Origin of the sequence: Comamonas sp. SCN 65-56 (assembly GCF_001724135.1) — a bacterium.
GTDB lineage: Bacteria > Pseudomonadota > Gammaproteobacteria > Burkholderiales > Burkholderiaceae_C > Comamonas_C.
Genome location: NZ_MEDS01000007.1, coordinates 73,973 through 91,497 on the forward strand (window position 1 = coordinate 73,973; position 17,525 = coordinate 91,497).

The 17,525-nt window shown below is 65.1% G+C and carries 15 protein-coding genes and 1 pseudogene; 6 read left to right on the forward strand and 10 right to left on the reverse strand.

Going from position 1 to position 17,525, the window contains the following annotated elements; genetic code table 11:
- Positions 1–59: 59 nt before the first annotated feature.
- The 4 genes from ABS45_RS05055 (at position 60) to ABS45_RS05070 (ending at position 4,212) form a co-directional block, all read left to right on the forward strand.
- Positions 60–962 carry a YicC/YloC family endoribonuclease gene (locus tag ABS45_RS05055; RefSeq protein ID WP_291553667.1) on the forward strand — a complete coding sequence of 301 codons (903 nt, stop codon included), beginning with the start codon at positions 60–62 and terminating at the stop codon, positions 960–962.
- A 31-nt stretch (positions 963–993) separates the two neighbouring features.
- Positions 994–1,614, forward strand: coding sequence for a guanylate kinase (gene gmk, locus ABS45_RS05060; protein ID WP_291553669.1), 621 nt, complete (start codon positions 994–996; stop codon positions 1,612–1,614).
- A 25-nt stretch (positions 1,615–1,639) separates the two neighbouring features.
- Complete coding sequence (rpoZ, locus tag ABS45_RS05065) at positions 1,640–1,843, forward strand: DNA-directed RNA polymerase subunit omega (RefSeq protein ID WP_024539647.1); 204 nt, start codon at positions 1,640–1,642, stop codon at positions 1,841–1,843.
- Positions 1,844–1,938: 95 nt separating this feature from the next.
- Positions 1,939–4,212 (forward strand): bifunctional (p)ppGpp synthetase/guanosine-3',5'-bis(diphosphate) 3'-pyrophosphohydrolase, encoded by a 2,274-nt coding sequence (locus tag ABS45_RS05070; protein ID WP_291553671.1) that lies wholly within the window; start codon positions 1,939–1,941, stop codon positions 4,210–4,212.
- A 6-nt stretch (positions 4,213–4,218) separates the two neighbouring features.
- Here ABS45_RS05070 and mog read toward each other — a convergent pair whose 3' ends face one another.
- Together mog and yjgA are read right to left on the reverse strand one after the other, a co-directional pair.
- Complete coding sequence (gene mog / locus ABS45_RS05075) at positions 4,219–4,824, reverse strand: molybdopterin adenylyltransferase (RefSeq protein WP_291553672.1); 606 nt, start codon at positions 4,822–4,824, stop codon at positions 4,219–4,221.
- Positions 4,817–5,461 (reverse strand): ribosome biogenesis factor YjgA, encoded by a 645-nt coding sequence (gene yjgA, locus ABS45_RS05080; RefSeq protein ID WP_291553674.1) that lies wholly within the window; start codon positions 5,459–5,461, stop codon positions 4,817–4,819. Before yjgA ends, mog begins: the two co-directional genes overlap by 8 nt.
- A gap of 67 nt (positions 5,462–5,528) precedes the next feature.
- Here yjgA and pmbA point away from each other — a divergent pair.
- A pseudogene (gene pmbA / locus ABS45_RS05085) lies at positions 5,529–6,867 on the forward strand (metalloprotease PmbA).
- Positions 6,868–6,886: 19 nt separating this feature from the next.
- On the opposite strand, the gene ABS45_RS05090 reads toward pmbA, so the two are convergent.
- The 6 genes from ABS45_RS05090 to ABS45_RS05115 form a co-directional block, all read right to left on the reverse strand.
- A complete protein-coding gene (locus ABS45_RS05090) occupies positions 6,887–7,129 on the reverse strand; it encodes a glycine zipper domain-containing protein (protein WP_291553743.1) in 243 nt (80 codons plus the stop codon).
- A 200-nt stretch (positions 7,130–7,329) separates the two neighbouring features.
- Entirely contained in the window at positions 7,330–8,418 is a 1,089-nt protein-coding gene (locus ABS45_RS05095; protein WP_291553676.1) for a tartrate dehydrogenase, read from the reverse strand.
- 58 nt (positions 8,419–8,476) lie between these two features.
- Positions 8,477–8,923, reverse strand: coding sequence for a GatB/YqeY domain-containing protein (locus tag ABS45_RS05100; RefSeq protein ID WP_291553679.1), 447 nt, complete (start codon positions 8,921–8,923; stop codon positions 8,477–8,479).
- A gap of 72 nt (positions 8,924–8,995) precedes the next feature.
- Complete coding sequence (gene rpsU, locus ABS45_RS05105; RefSeq protein WP_012346814.1) at positions 8,996–9,208, reverse strand: 30S ribosomal protein S21; 213 nt, start codon at positions 9,206–9,208, stop codon at positions 8,996–8,998.
- A 187-nt stretch (positions 9,209–9,395) separates the two neighbouring features.
- Positions 9,396–10,421: a prolyl oligopeptidase family serine peptidase gene (locus tag ABS45_RS05110; protein ID WP_291553682.1), complete on the reverse strand. Its 1,026-nt coding sequence runs from the start codon at positions 10,419–10,421 to the stop codon at positions 9,396–9,398.
- A 164-nt stretch (positions 10,422–10,585) separates the two neighbouring features.
- Positions 10,586–11,002, reverse strand: coding sequence for a MarR family transcriptional regulator (locus tag ABS45_RS05115; RefSeq protein ID WP_291553683.1), 417 nt, complete (start codon positions 11,000–11,002; stop codon positions 10,586–10,588).
- Positions 11,003–11,163: 161 nt separating this feature from the next.
- Here ABS45_RS05115 and ABS45_RS05120 point away from each other — a divergent pair, with 161 nt between their 5' ends.
- Entirely contained in the window at positions 11,164–13,074 is a 1,911-nt protein-coding gene (locus ABS45_RS05120) for an FAD-dependent monooxygenase (RefSeq protein WP_291553685.1), read from the forward strand.
- A gap of 75 nt (positions 13,075–13,149) precedes the next feature.
- On the opposite strand, the gene ABS45_RS05125 is transcribed toward ABS45_RS05120, so the two are convergent.
- Both ABS45_RS05125 and ABS45_RS05130 read right to left on the reverse strand, forming a co-directional pair.
- On the reverse strand, positions 13,150–14,397 hold the full coding sequence (locus ABS45_RS05125; protein WP_291553686.1) for an aminoacetone oxidase family FAD-binding enzyme: 1,248 nt from the start codon (positions 14,395–14,397) through the stop codon (positions 13,150–13,152).
- The gene (locus ABS45_RS05130; protein WP_291553687.1) at positions 14,378–17,524 is read right to left on the reverse strand and encodes an efflux RND transporter permease subunit; all 3,147 of its coding nucleotides are present in this window, start codon (positions 17,522–17,524) and stop codon (positions 14,378–14,380) included. Before ABS45_RS05130 ends, ABS45_RS05125 begins: the two co-directional genes overlap by 20 nt.
- Position 17,525: the final 1 nt, after the last annotated feature.

Genomic DNA, 17,525 nt, shown 5'->3' on the forward strand with positions numbered 1-17,525 from the left:
GTCATGTGATCGACACAGGATAATCCTGGCATCGCAGCGCATCAATCACGGAAAGCTTCATGGCAGTTTATAGCATGACCGGCTACGCCAGCGTCCAGCAGGGCGCCGCCAAAACGCAGGGCAGGGACGATGGCGCCAGGCTCGGAGTGGAGGTGCGTTCGGTCAACAGCCGCTTTCTTGATGTGAGCCTGCGTCTGGCCGATGAACTGCGCCAGCATGAATCGGCGCTGCGCGCGCTGGTGTCGCGCCAGCTCAAGCGCGGCAAGGTGGAGTTGCGTGCGTTTGTGGTCGGGCCGGATGCAGGCGCGCTGCACGCGCCGGATGCGGCCACGCTGCAACGCATGGCGGCGCTGCAGGATGGCGTGCGCGCCTGGCTGCCGGAGGCACGGCCCCTGTCCGTTGCGGACATCCTCCGCCTGGGCGCGACGCTGGGCGCGCCCCAGGCCGAGTGGGGCGATGTGCTGCTGGAGCTGGCGCGGCAGGCCTTGCAAGGGCTTTGCGCAGCGCGCGAACGCGAGGGCGAGCGCCTGGTGCAGATGCTGCTCGAGCGCGTGCAGCAGTTGCGTGCGCTGGCGCTGCAGGCCGGGCCGCTGGTGCCGCAGCTGGTGCAGCAGCAACGCCAGAAATTTCTTGATCGCTGGCAGCAGGCGCTGCAGGCGGCCGAGGGCAGCCCCGTGCCCGAGACGGCGCAGGAGCGAGCGCTGGCCGAGGCGACCGCCTTTGCCTTGCGCATCGACGTGGCCGAAGAGGTCACTCGCCTGCAGTCGCATCTGGATGAAATCGAGCGTTTGCTGCAACAGGGCGGTGAGGTTGGCAAGCGACTGGACTTTCTCATCCAGGAGTTGCACCGCGAGGCCAACACCCTGGGTTCCAAATCCGCCAGCATCGAACTCACGCGCATCAGCGTCGACATGAAGGTGCTGATCGAGCAGATGCGTGAGCAGGTGCAGAATATAGAGTAGTCAAAACAATAGCTGTTAGCGATTACCCACTATGGATTACCCAGGAAATTTATATGTAGTCTCGGCGCCCAGCGGTGCAGGCAAGTCGAGCCTGGTCAACGCGCTGATGGAGCTCGATGCGCAGGTGCGTCCATCAATTTCGCACACCACCCGCGAGCCGCGCGGGCAGGAGATGGATGGGCGCGAGTACCACTTCACCACCGTGCAAGCGTTTGATGCGATGGTGGCCGCCGATGCCTTTGTCGAATGGGCCAACGTGCACGGCAATCGCTATGGTACCTCGCGGCGCGCCATCGAGGAGCGCATTGCCCAGGGCGGCGACGTGATTCTGGAAATCGATTATCAGGGCGCCGAGCAGATCAAGCGCGCGTTTGCCAATGCGGTGCTGGTGTTCGTGTTGCCGCCGAGCTGGGACGAGTTGCGTGCCCGGCTGCTGCGCCGGGGTGAGGATAGCGCCGAGATCATCGACAAGCGCCTGGCCAATGCCGCGCAGGAGATGGATCAGGTGGAAAAATTCGACTTCGTTATAATCAATGAGGTCTTTGAGCGCGCACTTTTCGACTTGAAAACCATCGTTCATGCCCAGCGCCTGAAGGTGGCTGCGCAGCGCAGAGCCCGCGCCGATACTTTCAAGTCGCTGCGCCTCGCTTAAGAATCCCACCGGAGAATTTCACATCATGGCCCGCATTACCGTGGAAGACTGCCTCGAGCACATTCCCAACCGCTTCCAGCTTGTGCTAGCTGCCACTTACCGTGCCCGTATGCTCAGCCAGGGGCATGCGCCCAAGATCGAAAGCCGCAACAAGCCTGGCGTCACCGCGCTGCGCGAGATCGCCGCGGGAAAGGTGGGTCTGGAGATGCTGAAAAAAGTCCCGGGCTGACATTACGTCACGCATTTGACACAAAAAGCACCGCAAGTCGGTGCTTTTTTGTTGCCTGCAAAGACTGGAAAGCTGGGTACCGCTACAGTCGGGGGATGGGTGAAGGCTCGAAATTGCAGTTGGCTGACGATGTCGCCGTGCAGGATGCACCGGCGCGCGCGGCTGCGGCTGCCGGTCCAGCCCTGGACGCCGCGGCGGCGCAGTTTGCCGCGCTGGAGCAAAAGCTTCACTATCTGGATGAGGCGGCCAGCGAACGAGTGCGCCAAGCCTATCACTACGCCGATCAGGCGCACCTGGGGCAGTTGCGCAACAGCGGTGAGCCCTATATCACCCATCCGATTGCGGTCGCCAGCCTGTGTGCGGACTGGAAGCTGGACGCCGAGGCGCTGATTGCCGCGCTGCTGCACGATGCGCTCGAAGACTGCGGTGTCAGCAAGACCGATCTGATCGAGCGGTTCGGCGCACCGGTGGCCGATCTGGTCGATGGACTGACCAAGCTCGACAAGCTGCAGTTCAACACCCGCGAAGAAGGTCAGGCGGAATCGTTTCGCAAGATGCTGCTGGCGATGGCGCGCGATGTGCGCGTGATCCTCATCAAGCTGGCCGACCGTACGCACAACATGCGCACCCTGGGCAGTGCGCCGCGCAGCAAATGGCACCGCATCGCTTCGGAAACGCTGGAGATTTACGCACCGATTGCGCACCGACTGGGCCTGAACCAGACCTATCGGGAGCTGCAGGATCTGTCGTTTCGCCACCTGCACCCCTGGCGCTATGAGACGCTGGCCAAGGCGGTGGCGCGCTCGCGCGGGCGCCGCCGGGAGGTGGTGCAGAAGGTGCAGGCCGAGGTTGAGGCGGCCTTTGCCCGCCAGGGCATGCCGGTGCGCCTGTCCAGCCGCGAGAAGACTTTGTACGGCATCTACCAGCGCATGCAGGGACGGCACCTGAGTTTTGCCCAGGTGGTGGATCTGTCCGGCTTTCGCGTGGTCGTGCCGTCCATTACCGATTGCTACACCGCCATCGGCGTGCTGCACCAGCTCTACAAACCGGTTCCGGGCAAATTCACCGACCACATTGCGATCGCCAAGGCCAATGGCTACCAGTCGCTGCACACCACGCTGGTGGGGCCCGCCAGCCTGAACATCGAATTCCAGGTGCGAACCGAGGAGATGCACATCGTCGCCGAGGCCGGGGTGGCGGCGCACTGGCTCTACAAGGCGCAGCACAAGGGCGGGGCTGAAGCACAAAAGCTGGGCACACGCTGGCTGCAGTCGCTGCTGGACATCCAGAACGAGACGCACGACGCGACCGAATTCTGGGAGCACGTCAAGGTGGATCTGTTCCCGGATGCGGTCTATGTCTTCACGCCGCGCGGGCAGATCATGGCACTGCCCAGCGGAACGACGGTGGTGGATTTTGCCTATGCCATTCACAGCGATGTGGGCGATCGTACGGTGGCGGCGCGGGTGAACCATGAGCAGGTGCCGCTGCGCACCGTGCTCAAGACCGGCGATGTCGTTGAAGTCATGACGGCGCCCGAGGCCGAGCCCAATCCCGCATGGCTGGGCTTTGTGAAATCCGGCCGTGCGCGCTCCAAGATCCGGCTCTACCTCAAGACACTGGCGCAAAAAGAATCCGTGGGGCTGGGCGAGAAGTTGCTGGCGCAGGCGCTGCGCGCCGAGGGTGTGCAACAGCTGCCGAGCGAGCAGGAGCATGCAGCGCTGTGGGACAAGCTGCTGCGCTTTACCGGCCACCGCACGCGCGATGAACTGCTGACCGACATTGGCTTGGGCAAGCGCGTGGCGCGTATCGTGGCACGGCGCATCGTCGCGCTGCTCTCCGAAGGCGGCCTGCGCCCGGATGTGCTGCTGCTCACGCGCGAGCGCTACAACGCCGAAGACAGTCTCTCGCAAGGTGGCGTGCTGCTCGATGGCAGCGAGCGCGCCACCGTGCAATACGCCAAATGCTGCCATCCGGTGCCGGGCGATCCCGTGGTTGGCTACCTGGAGCGCGGCGAAGGCCTGATAGTGCACCATGCGCAGTGCGACGTGGCGCGGGAGCTGCAGCGCAAGGATGGCGAGCGTTTTCTGAGTGTGGATTGGGCCGATGAGCCGACACGCGCTTTCGAGGTAGCGATCACGGTGACGGTGAACAACCACAAGGGCGTGCTGGCGCGCGTGGCCACCGAGCTGGCGAGCTGCGAGGCCGACATCGTGCACATGGACATGGACGACGCCACCGGCACCACGGCCGATCTGCGCTTTACCGTGGCGGTGCGCAATCTGGCGCATGTCGAATCCATCCTGCGCAGCCTGCGGCGCATGAATGTGGTGCTCAAAGTCGAGCGGGTGTTTTCCGTCAGTGCTTGAGCTGGCTCAGCGCTGGTGCCGGATGGCGCTCTTGGGCCTGAAGGCTTTGCAGACGGAATCGACGGTTTCGAGGTAGGGCCCGCCAATCAGGTCGATGCAGTAGGGCACGGCGGCAAAAATGCCGGGCACGAGCGCGCTGCCATCGGCGTTCTTCAACCCCTCCAGAGTTTCCGCGATCGCCTTGGGCTGGCCGGGCAGGTTGATGATGAGGCTTTGCCCACGGATCACCGCCACCTGGCGCGAGAGGATGGCAGTCGGCACGAAGTGCGCGCTGATGCGCCGCATCTGCTCACCAAAACCGGGCATCACCTTGTCGGCCACGGCCAGTGTGGTCTCGGGTGTGACGTCGCGGGGTGCCGGGCCTGTGCCGCCGGTGGTCAGAATGAGCGAGCAGCCGCGTTGCGCCAATTCGACCAACGTTGTGCTGATGCCTGCCTGCTCATCCGGGATCAGGCGTTGCTCGAAGGTAATGGGATTGAGCAGCGCGCGCGTGAGCCAGTCCTTGAGCGCCGGGAGTCCCTTGTCCTCGTAGACGCCGCTGCTGGCGCGGTCGCTGATCGAGACCAGGCCTATCGTGACGGCTTCGGGTGCGGGCAGGCTGGTGTCATTCATGGTGGTCATTCGTATCCTCGGATGTGCCAAGTACCTGCGCGCGCAATACCTGGAACAGTTCGCGGTAGGCGCGGCTCCTGCGTGGTGCGGCGCCCTGCGACACCTCGTTGGCGGTGAGCGGCGGGTTGTCCTTGCGTGCCTGGCGGATCAGCGTGCGCAGGCGCTGGATGTCGCTGCCCGGATACTCGTCCAGCCAGGCGCCCAGTGCCTCATCGCCGGCCAGCAGGCGCTCGCGCCATTGCTCGGCCTGGTGCAGCGCCAGCACTTGCTGCTGATGGCCCGCGCCATCACTGGCAATGCTTTCGCGCACCCTGGTCAGGGTGTCTTCGTCCAGCTTGCGCATCAGTTTGCCTACCAGCTGCATTTGCCTGCGCCGCCCCTCATGCGCGGTGATGCGCCTGGCTTCTGCCAGGGCTTCGAGCAGTTTTTCAGGCAGCTGCAGGCCATCCAGGCGATTCGCGCCCAGGGTGAGCAGCGCTGCCCCCAGTTCTTGCAGCTCGGTGCTCTCGCGTTTCAGGTCGGTTTTGCTCTGGCCGGCCGTGCCGCGCAACTCGGCCTTGAATTGTTCGTCGAGCTCGCTGCCTTCGGCGATGAACTGGCCTTTGACGTAGTAGCCTCGGGTGGGTTTGCGTGGCATTGCGGTGGTGGGAAATTTGCGTGTAAAGGCGGCCCGCGGATGGGCGCCGGGTATCATAGCCGCCGCCATGAAAACCACTGCCAACGCGACGCCCGAAGCGGGTTTCAGCTATTCGCGCCCTTTCTTTGAAGACCTGGTGGATCAGGCCCTGGCGCATGCCCGCAAGCTCGGTGCAACCGATGCTGGCGCCGACGCGTCCGAGGCCTGCGGCCTGTCGGTGGGCGTGCGCCGCGGGCAGCTGGAAAGCGTGGAGCGCAACCGTGACAAATCGCTGGGTGTGACGGTCTACATCGGCCAGCGCCGCGGCAACGCCAGTACGTCCGATTTTTCCGCCCAGGCGGTGCGCCAGACGGTGCAAGCGGCCTACGACATCGCGCGGTTTACCGCCGAAGACCCGGTGGCCGGGCTGCCCGATGCGACGGATATCGCGCCAGAGGCTTCACACCGGGATCTGGATTTGTTTCACCCTTGGGCCGTCACCAGCGAAGAGGCGGCGCGCATGGCACTGGAATGCGAGCAGGCCCGCGCAGCAAAGCCATTTTTTCAGCGCGCACACGCACGGCTTTCGCGGCGGCTATGCGAGCTCCCGCCACAGCCTGTCGGTGGCGCCGATCGCTTCGCTGCCGGGCAGAAACGGGCAAATGCAGCGCGATTCCTGGTACAGCTCGGAGCGCGACGCAGCGCATCTGGCCACCCCCGAGGCCGTGGGGCGCTATGCGGCCGAACGTGCGCTCTCGCGCCTGGGCGCGCGCAAGATCGCGACGACCGAGTGCCCGGTGCTCTTCGAGTCGCCGCTCGCGGCGGGCCTGCTCGGCAGTTTCGTGCAGGCCGTGAGCGGCGGCGCGCTGTATCGCAAAAGCAGTTTTCTCGTCGATTCGCTGGGCACGCAGGTCTTTCCCAGGCACATCGACATTGCCGAAGATCCGTTTGTCCTGCAAGGCAAGGGCAGCTCGCCGTTTGACGACGAAGGCGTGCGCGTGGCCCCGCGCAAGGTGGTGGAGGGCGGGCGCGTGGCGGGCTATTTCCTTTCGAGCTATTCGGCGCGCAAGCTCGGCATGCGCACGACGGGAAACGCAGGCGGCTCGCACAACCTCACGCTGCTCTCCCACCGCACACGCCCCGGGGACGATCTGAACGCCATGCTCAAAAAACTGGGCACGGGCCTGTTCGTGACCGATCTCATGGGCCAGGGGGTGAACTATGTCACGGGCGACTATTCGCGCGGCGCCGGCGGTTTCTGGGTGGAAAACGGCGAGATCGCCTACCCGGTGCAGGAGATCACCATCGCCGGCAATCTCAAGGCGATGTTCAAGGCGATCGCGGCGGTAGGCGCCGATGCCTATGGCTACGGCGCCAAGACCGTGGGATCGATTCTGATCGAGCGAATGACCGTCGCCGGCAGTTGAACACCGGCGCGCCGACGCATCAGCGCTTGCGCTGGTTCTTGCCGACCTCGTTGCCGATCAGTGCCCCTGCCGCGGCGCCTCCTATCGTGCCCACGGGGCCGCCAAACAGCACGTTGCCCGTGGCGCCGCCGACAACCGCACCGACGGCGGTGCCGATCTGGGCGTTGGTGGGAGGTGTGGAGCAGCCGGCACTGACAAGGGCGGCCGCCAGCAGGGCAGCGGCAGTCAGGGCGCGGGCGGGACGTTGCTTGTGCGAGATCATCATCGTTTCTATGGACGGAACCAAAACCTCATCATCGTCGCATTGCCCACTTGCAATGTCACAAGACGAAGCCTGACGACGCTCGGCAAATGGCAGCCTGCTTCGCGCAGCCCCCCGTGCACTCGTCCTTGAGGCAGCAAGCAGGGGTGCCGCCCGCTCTACGTGTTGTCACGTCGGTTACGCGCACGGGCCACGCTGTATCAGCGTACCGCAAGCTGCCGCGCGATCGCTTCGCCCACCTCGGTCGTGCGGGCGCTGCCCCCCAGATCGGGTGTGCGCGGGCCGCCCTGCAGCACGGTTTCGATGGCGGCCACGATGGCGTCGTGTGCCGCCCGGCCCGCGCCCTGGCCCCGGGTGAGGAAATCCAGCATCAGCGCACCCGACCAGATCATCGCGATCGGATTGGCGATGCCCTTGCCGCAGATGTCGGGCGCCGAGCCGTGCACCGGCTCGAACAGGCTGGGAAACGTGCGTTCGGGATTGAGATTGGCCGAAGGCGCGAGGCCGATGGTGCCGGTCGTGGCGGGGCCGAGGTCGGAGAGGATGTCGCCGAACAGGTTGGTCGCGGCCACCACGTCGAAGCGTTCGGGCCGCAAGACGAAGCGCGCGGCGAGGATGTCGATGTGGTGCTTGTCCCAGGCCACCTGCGGATACTGCGCCGCCATGGCCTCGGCCTGCCGGTCCCACCAGGGCATGCTGATGGCGATGCCGTTGCTCTTGGTGGCCAGCGACAAATGCTTTTTCGTGCGGCTTTGCGCGAGTTCGAACGCGTATTTCAGCAGCCGCTCGGCGCCCAGGCGGGAATAGACCGATTCCTGCACCACGATCTCGCGCTCGGTGCCCTCGAACATCACGCCGCCGAGTGCCGTGTATTCGCCCTCGGTGTTCTCGCGCACGACGAGGTAGTCGATGTCGCCGGGCTTTTTGCCCGCGAGCGGGCAGGGCACGCCCTCGAACAGGCGCACCGGGCGCAGGTTGATGTACTGGTCGAACTCGCGGCGGAATTTGAGCAAGCTGCCCCAGAGCGAGATGTGGTCGGGCACGGTCGCAGGCCAGCCGACGGCGCCGAAGTAGATCGCGTCCATGCCGGCGAGCTGCGTCTTCCAGTCGGTGGGCATCATCTCGCCGTGCCGGGCGTAATAGTCGCAATGCGCCCAGTCGAAGGCGTACAGCGCCAATTCGATGCCGAAGCGCTGCGCGGCGGCCTGCACCGCGCGCAGGCCCTCGGGCATCACCTCGCGGCCGATGCCGTCACCGGCGATCACGGCGATCTGAAATGGTTTTGGCATAAAAACGGCCTCCAACGCAGTGTGGACAAACGCGAGCAGCTATTCTTCCAATAGTTGATCAATGAGACAGTGCGGCCTTGACGGCGCTGGATACCATGCCCATGTCCGCCTTGCCCGCGAGCTGCTTCTTGGCCGCGCCCATGACCTTGCCCATGTCGGCAGGGCTGCTCGCGCCCAGCTCGGCCACCAGAGCCTTGACGGCGGCGATGACTTCGGCCTCGGACAGGCGCGCGGGCAGGTAGGCCTCAAGCACCAGCATCTCGGCCTTTTCCTTGTCCGCGAGGTCTTGCCGGTGTGCGGCTTCGTAGGCGGTGATGCTGTCCTTGCGCTGCTTGATCAGCTTGTCGACGATCGCGACGACGGCGGTGTCGTCCAGCACCACGCGCTCGTCCACTTCCTTCTGTTTCATCGCCGCGAGCAGCAGGCGGATGGTGCCCAGGCGCTCGGTTTCGTGGGCGCGCATCGCGCTCTTCATGTCTTCGGTGATCTGTTCCTTGAGGGTCATTTTTTGCTCCTGAAAAAACAAAACCCGCGCCTGGCGTCCCTGGCGCGGGTTGATGTGGCCAAGCCGACTGGATCAGTACAGCTTCTTGGGCAGCTGCATGCTGCGCACGCGCTTGTAGTGGCGCTTGACGGCGGCGGCCTTCTTGCGCTTGCGTTCGGCGGTGGGCTTTTCGTAGAACTCGCGCGCGCGCAGTTCGGTCAGCAGACCGAGCTTTTCGATGGTGCGCTTGAAGCGGCGCAGCGCCACGTCAAAGGGTTCGTTTTCTTTTACACGGATGGTTGTCATCAGCCAAAAATTTCCAGATATGTACCGCCAGAGGGTTGATCGGGAAGATCGGGCCCGGCCAATCGTGTGCGGCGATGTCCCCGTCTGTTAACTAGTATGGCCGACGGGGCTGATGCCATGAAACCGGCGATTATAACGAACGCGGCTTGGCAGGGGCATGGGCAGAGGCTGCCGTTTGGCGATCGACCTACTGAATCTTGAAAATTTCTTTCAGAAAGCCAAGCGCCGCGTCGGCCGCCTGGTCGCGCGCCTTGGTGTTGCCCTCGACGCTGGCGCCGGTGGCATGGCAGGCCTTGAGCGCATCACCATAGGCCTTGCCCTGCAGGCGCGTGCCGGCGCTGGCGTCGTAGGCGTACAAGGTGTCGATGTCGACTTCGAGCGGGCAGTCGGGCCTGGTGCGCGCCACGCTGCCCAACTGGTGGAGTTGCTGGTCGTCGGAATCGAACTTGTGCCGTGCGCCGGCGATGGTGACGAACCGTACCGGCGTGCCCGCCTTGCCGATCTTGTCGGCGTAGTCCAGGCAGGCACTGATGGGGGTGTAGTCGTCGGCATCGCCGTGAATGAACAGCATCGGGGCTGGCGTGAATACCCCCGGCTTGACGGCCAGCCGGAACACACCGGCGCAGCCTCCGGCGTAGGTCGGGATGAAGGCGGCGTAGTGCAACCCGTCGGGCAGTTTCTGCGAAGCGATGATGCGCGCCACGTTGGCGCGCAGGGTGGCAGTGCCGCCGCGAGAAAAGCCCATCAGCGCAATGCGGCTGGGGTCGATGCGTGGATGCGTGGCCAGCAGCTTGAGCGCCGCGAAGGTGTCGGCCACGTCGGCTGAGAAGGGAACGGCCGACTGGTCATCCGCCGTGCTCTTGACGCCGCGCGGGCCGAACATGTCGAGCACGAAGGCAGCCATGCCGGCGTCATTGAAGCGTTTGGCCCAGAAGTTCAACTCGGCGTCGTAGATGCCGCCCGAGCCATGCACCAGCACCACGGCCGGCACCTTGGCGTCCCCCGGCGGCAGCAACAGGTGGCCGCTGGAATGGGTGGCGTCACCGGCGCCCTTGAGCAGGTCTGACAGGGTCTTGGGGCTGGAGCTGGCGAAGGTGTAGATCCCGTTGCCCGGGCCATTGGCCAGGCTGGTGATGCTCTCCTGGGCCAGGGCGTGGTGCGGCGCCAGCATGGCAAGCAGCGCACCCAGCAGCCACGGGGTGATTCGCCTCACTGCATGGAGCCGGGAAATGCAAAGCATGCTTCATCCCCTCTCGTTGCCGGGAGACGCAATTTACGCTGGTGTTTGCACTTGCGCTGTAGCTTTTTGTAGCTTGCCCGAGTCGGTTGGGTCAAGTCCGGTTCGGATGCGCGACCGGCCCATGTGCCGTGGCGCGCTCACTGGGTCGTCTGGCGCATGAGGTCGAGAAAATCCGCGCGGCCTGCCTCGGACAGGGGTTGCAGGATGTCGTCCTGCACCTGTCTGACGATGGGCAGCAGTTCGCCGTGGATGCGCGCGCCTTCTTCGGTCAGCGACAGCTCGCGCGCCCGACGGTCCTTGGCGCTGACGACGCGGCGCACCCAGCCCTTTTGCTCCAGCCGCTCGATGACACCGCCTATGGTGGCGCGGTCGTAGGCGATCAATTCTGCGATGCTCGCCTGGTCGGATGCCGGATGCGCCTGAATGGCATCGAGTGCGGCGAACTGGACGGAAGTCAGGTCAAAGCCGGCGGCCTGGGTGCGCAGCGCGAAAGCCTGCGTGGACCGCTGGTGCAGGCGGCGTATCAGGTGACCGGCCATGTCGAGGGATTCCATCACGGCGCTCCTTCCAATTCGGGGCGAGCCACGCATCGCTCCAGAAAAATATTGTCGATAAGCATACATACTGACTTGACGGCAAATAGTAAGTATAGATATTATTTGCGGGTATCACGGCGGCATTGAACGGTGCGCGCCAAACACCAGGAGATTTCCGCATGCAGTATTACAAGGATGGTTTTCGGGGTGGCAATCCCGATGTCAAGCAGGCCGCGCCCAACCGCCGCAGCCGCGGGCCGAACGAGCCTTTGCCGGAAAAAGTCGATGTGCTGATCGCCGGCACGGGGCCGGCGGGTTTGTGCCTGGCGGCGCAGCTGGCGCAGTTCCCGGAGATCGACACGCTGATCGTCGAGCGCATGCCGGCCAACATCATCAAGGGCAAGGCCGACGGCATCAACACGCGCACCATGGAGATGTTCCAGGCCTTTGGTTTTGCCGAAAAGGTCAAGCGCGAGACCTATTGGGTCAACCAGACCGCGTTCTGGATGCCCGACCCGCAGCGGCCCGAGCACATCCACCGCGTCGGCCGGGTGCAGGATGTGGCCGACGACAGCTCGGAGATGCCGCACATCCTGATCAACCAGGCGCGGCTGCATGAGCTGTTCCTTGAAGTCATGCGCAATGCCCCGTCGCGGCTGGAGCCCGACTACGGCTGGGAGGTGGTCGGCGTGGCGATCGACGAGACGACCGACGATCACCCGGTGACGGTGACCCTCAAGGACGCCAGCGGCATCCACTGGTGGGCAACCAAAACCGTGCGCGCCAATTACGTGGTGGGCTGCGATGGCGCGCATTCGGCGGTGCGCAAGGCGATCGGCGGCACGCTGCACGGCGACGCGGCGCACCAGGCCTGGGGCGTGATGGATATCCTGGCCAACACCGACTTCCCCGACGTGCGCCAGAAATGCCTGGTCTCCTCGGCCAGTGAAGGCAACGTGCTGATCCTGCCGCGCGAGGGAGGCTACATCTTTCGCATGTATGTGGAGCTGGACAAGCTCAGGCCGGACGAGAAGGCGGCGAGTCGCAAGCTCAATCAACACGACATGATCGCGGCGGCCAACCGCATCCTGCGCCCCTATGTGCTGGACGTGAAGGAGGTGGTCTGGTGGTCGATCTACGAGATCGGCCACAGCATCACCGACAAGTTCGACGACGTGCCTGCCGGCAGCGAGCGCAACCCGCGCGTGTTCACCGCCGGGGATGCCTGCCACACGCATTCGCCCAAGGCCGGGCAGGGGATGAACGTCTCGATGCAGGACACCTTCAATCTCGGCTGGAAGCTGGCCCATGTGCTGCAGGGGCGCGCGCCCGCAAGCCTGCTGCGCAGCTATTCCAGGGAGCGCATGGCAGAGGCCAAGCGGCTGATCGATACCGACCACGCCTGGGCGCGCACCATGTCCGCGCCTACCACCCAGGCCGAGCGCGACGGCACCGAGGAGCCGCGCATCATCCGCCAGTTCAAGGCCAACCTTGAATTCACCGGCGGCACGGCAGTGAAGTACGACCCGTCGTATCTGTTCGCTGCGCCCACGCACCAAGCACTGGCCCGGGGCGAGGTGATCGGGCGGCGCTTTCACTCGGCGCCGGTGGTGCGTCTGGCAGATGCCAAACCGATGCAGCTGGGCCACGTGGCGCAGGCCGACGGCCGCTGGCGCATCTACGCCTTTGCCGGCAAGGGCGACGGCGCGGGCCCGGGTTCGCCCATGCGCCAGCTGGCCGATTGGCTGGAGCGTGATCCGGCATCGCCGGTGCTGCGCCACACGCGCGCGGGCGAGGACATCGACGCGGTGATCGATGTGCGCGCGGTGTTTCAGCAGACCTTCGACCAGCTCGCCTGTGAGCACATGCCGTCGCTGCTTCGGCCGTGCACCGGCAGGCTGGGCCTGCAAGACCATGAAAAGATTTTTTGCGTCGACCACAAGGGCGCAGGCGACATCTTCGACATGCGCGGCATCGACCGTGAGCGCGGATGCATGGTGGTGGTGCGCCCGGACCAGTACATCGGCCATGTGCTGCCGCTCGATGGCCGTGCGGAACTGTCGGCCTATTTTGCAGGCATCTTGTGCTGAAAATGGTATGAAAAGCGGCTGCAGCGCATGCTGGATGGGCGCTGATCGCTCTTGAATTGAAAGCGCATGGCCAGGCTAGAGCGCCTGCGCACAGGCCGCCGCGCTGGCCCAGGCCCACTGAAAGTTGTAGCCGCCCAGCCAGCCGGTGATGTCGACCACCTCGCCGATGAAGTGCAGGCCGGGCTGGGTGGTGGCTTCCAGCGTTTGTTGCGAGAGCGCGCGGGTGTCGACGCCGCCCAGCGTGACTTCGGCCTTTTTGTAGCCTTCGGTGCCGCTGGGGCTGATGCGCCAGGCGCCCAGTTGTTCGGCCAGTTGGGCCAGCGCCTTGTCGCTCGCCTCGTTCACCGGGCGTTGCCATTCGGGCCTCTGGCGGGCCCAGGCGTCGGCCAGCCGCGTGGGCAGCCACTGCGCGAGGATGCCGACGATCTGCTTGCGCTCATGCGCCTTGGCGTGTGCCAGTTCGGCGGGCAGATCGACGCCCGGCGCGAGGTTGATCGCGAGTGGTTCGACCGGCTGCCAGTAGCTTGAAATCTGCAACACCGCCGGGCCTGAGAGGCCGCGGTGGGTGAACAGCAGGTCTTCATCAAACGCCATGCGCTCTTTAGCGTTGCCGCTGCGTATCTGCACCGGCAGCGACAGACCGGATAGCGGCGCGAACGCGGCCCAGGCTGCACCGTCGAAGGTGAGCGGCACGAGGCCCGGGCGCTGGGCAACCAGGGGAATGCCGAACTGGCGCGCGATGCGATAACCGAAGTCGCTCGCGCCGATCTTCGGGATGGACAGGCCGCCGGTGGCGACAACCAGGCGCGTGGCGGTGACAGGCCCGCGCGTGGTGTGGAGCCGATAGCCACTGTTTTGATAGCTGCCAGCGCTTTCCTTTTGGGCGTTGGAGCTGAAAAAGTCTATGGAATTCACGCTGCACGGCTGCCAACGCTCGACGCAGCCATCGGCGCATTCGGCAAGCAGCATGTCGATGATCTGGCCGCTCGCGCCATCGCAAAACAGCTGGCCCTTGTGCTTTTCGTGAAACGCGATGCCGTGGCGCTTGACGAGGGCGATGAAATTTTCGGGGGTGTAGCGCGAGAGGGCTGAACGGGCGAAGCGCGGGTTGGCACCCAGATAGTGGCGGTGCGGCGCGCGCGGGTCTAGCTCGCGGTTGGTGAAGTTGCAGCGCCCGCCGCCGGAGATGCGGATCTTCTCTGCCACTCGGGCCGCGTGGTCGATGAGCAGCACCCGGCGCCCGCGCTGGCCCGCCAGCGCCGCGCACAAGAGCCCGGCCGCGCCCGCGCCGAGGATCACCGCGTCAAAGTGGAGTGTTGCCATCGGCCTCGCGCCCACGCCCGCGCACGAAGAGCTTGCGGATCACGAGGAAAAACACCGGCACGAAGAAGATGCCCAGCAAGGTGGAGAACACCATGCCGCCGAGCACCGCGGTGCCGATCGCGTTGCGCCCGGCCGCGCCCGCGCCGGTGCCCAGCGCCAGCGGCATCACGCCAAAGCCGAACGCGAGCGAGGTCATCAATATGGGGCGCAGGCGCTGGCGCGCGGCGTGCACCGTGGCTTCGATCAGGCTCATGCCGCGCTCTTGCAACTGCATCGCAAACTCGACGATCAGGATGGCGTTCTTGGACGCAAGACCCACGGTGGTGAGCAGCCCCACCTGAAAGTACACGTCGTTCGCCAAGCCGCGCCCGTAGGTGGCAATGAGCGCGCCAATCACACCCAGCGGCACCGCCAGCATGACCGAGGCGGGCACGCTCCAGCTCTCGTACAGCGCCGCCAGGCACAGGAAGACGAAGAGGATGGAAACGGCGTAGAGCAGCGGCGCCTGCGAGCCGGACTGGCGCTCCTGCAGCGAGGCGCCGGTCCATTCGATGCCGATGCCGGGGGGCATGGTGCCCATGATGCGCTCGACCGCCGCCATCGAGTCGCCCGAACTTGCGCCCGGGGCGGTGTTGGCCTCCATCTCCATCGCCGGGCTGCCGTTGTAGCGCATGAGCTGCGGCGAGCCGGCGGTCCAGCGGGTGCTCGAAAAACTCCCGAAGCGCACCATCTCGCCGTTCTTGTTGCGCACCGACCATTTGGCGATGTCCTGCGGCAGCATACGGTCGGGTGCGTCGCCCTGGATGTAGACACGCTTGACGCGGCCCTGGTTGATGAAGTCGTTGACGTAGCTGCCGCCCAGCGCGCTGGAGAGCGTGCTGTTGATGTCGGCCGTGGCAATGCCGAAGGCCGCGGCCTTGCGGTCGTCGACCACCACCTCCAGCTCCGAGGTGTCGTCAAAGCCCGTGGTGCGCATGGCAGCGAGCGCGGGCTCATGCTGCGCGGCGGCGATCATGTCATCCTTGGCCTTCATCAATGCCTCGTGGCCCAGGCCGTTGAGATCTTTCAGGATGAAGTTGATGCCGGCGCTCGAACCCAGCCCGCGCACCGGCGGCGGCAGCACGGCGAAGATGCGCGCATCGCGGATGCGGCGCAGCGCCTGGTTGGCCTTGCGTGCAATCGCCTCGGCCGATTGCTCGGGCAGCGGGCGCTCGTCCCAGCTGGTCAGACGCACGAACATGCTGCCCGAGTTCTGGTTGCCATTGAAACCGTAGATCGCGCTGGTGCTGCGGATTTCCGGCATGTCCTTGAAGTACAGGCGGATGTCTTCCATCACATCCTGCAGCCGGGCGTCGGTGGCTCCTGAAGGCAGGGTGACGTTCACGCGGATGAAGCCCTGGTCCTCATTGGGCAGGAAGGACGTGGGTAGGCGGTGGAACATCCAGGCCACGGCGGCGAGCACGACTGCAAACAGCACCATCATGCGCAGCGCGCGCGCAAGCAGCCGGCCAACGCTGCTCTGGTAGCGGTTGGCACTGCTGTCAAAGTGGCGGTTGAACCACTGGAAGAACCGGTCGGCCAGCCCACGCAGGCCGGGCCGCGGCGCATGCCCCGGCTGCGCGTGCGCCGTGGGCTTGAGCAGGCTGGCGCACAGCGCGGGCGTGAGTGTGAGCGCTATGAAGACCGAGAGCGCCATCGCCGCGACGATGGTGATGGAAAACTGGCGGTAGATCACGCCGACCGAGCCGGGAAAGAACGCCATCGGCACGAACACCGCCGACAGCGTGAGGCCGATGCCGACCAGCGCCGGCGTGATCTCGCGCATGGATTCGCGCGTCGCTTCCTTGGGCGAAAGCCCCTGTTCGTGCATCACGCGTTCGACGTTCTCGATCACCACGATGGCATCGTCCACCAGCAGCCCGATGGCCAGCACCATGGCGAACATCGTCAGCATGTTGATCGAGTAGCCCATGACATTGAGCACGCCCAGCGTGCCCAGCAGCACCACCGGCACCGAGATCATGGGGATGAAGGTGGCGCGCCAGTTCTGCAGGAAGACGAACATGACGAGGGCCACCAGCACCATGGCTTCTGCCAGCGTCTTGAGCACCTCCTTGATCGAGGCGCGCACGAAGGGCGTGGAGTCCGAGCTGACGAAGGCGGTGATGCCATCGGGAAAGTAGGGTGCCAGCTGCGCCAGCTTCTTCGCCACGTCGTCGGCCACCTTGGTGGCATTCGCGCCATCGGCCAGGATGATGCCCAGGCCTGCACCTGGTTTGTCGCCCAGCGTGGAGCGCACGGTGTAGAGGTCGGGCGCCAGTTCGACACGGCCGATGTCGTCCATGGTGACCAGCGAGCCGTCGGGCAGGGCCTTGAGCACGATGTCCTTGAACTGCTCCACCGTTTGCAGCTTGGTGCGCGCGGTGATCGTGGCGTTGAGCATCTGGTCCTTCACCGCCGGCAGTGCGCCGAGCTGCCCGGCCGAGACCTGCGCGTTCTGCGCGTTCAGCGCGTTGACCAGATCCGACGGCATCAGCGCGTACTTCTCCATCAGCGCCGGGTTCATCCAGATGCGCATGGCGTAGGGCGTGCCGAAGACGAAGATGTCGCCCACGCCGTCGATGCGCGCCAGCACGTCGACCACGTTGGAGCTGAGGTAGTCGCCGATGGTCACCTGCGACACGTTCGGGTCGGGCGAGGTGAAGACGTAGGTGACGAGGAAATCCTGCCCGCCCTTGTTGATGAACACGCCGCGGCTCTTGACCTGATCGGGCAGGCGATTCATCGCGCCCTGCATCTTGTTTTGCGCCTGCACCTGGGCGACGTCGATATTCGCGCCGGGCGCAAAGGTGAGTGTGGTGCGCGAGCGCCCGGCCGAGTCGCTGGTGGACTGCATGTAGAGCAGGTTGTCCAGGCCCTTGAGCTGCTGCTCTATCACCTGCGTGACCGAGTTTTCCACCGTCTCGGCCGACGCGCCGGTGTAGGTGGTGTTGATGGTCACGCGCGGCGGCGCGATCTCGGGGTACATCTCCAGCGGCAGCGTGACGACGGAAAACGCCCCCGCCAGCATGATCATGATGGCGATCACCCAGGCAAAAACCGGGCGGTTGATGAAGAACTGCGCCATC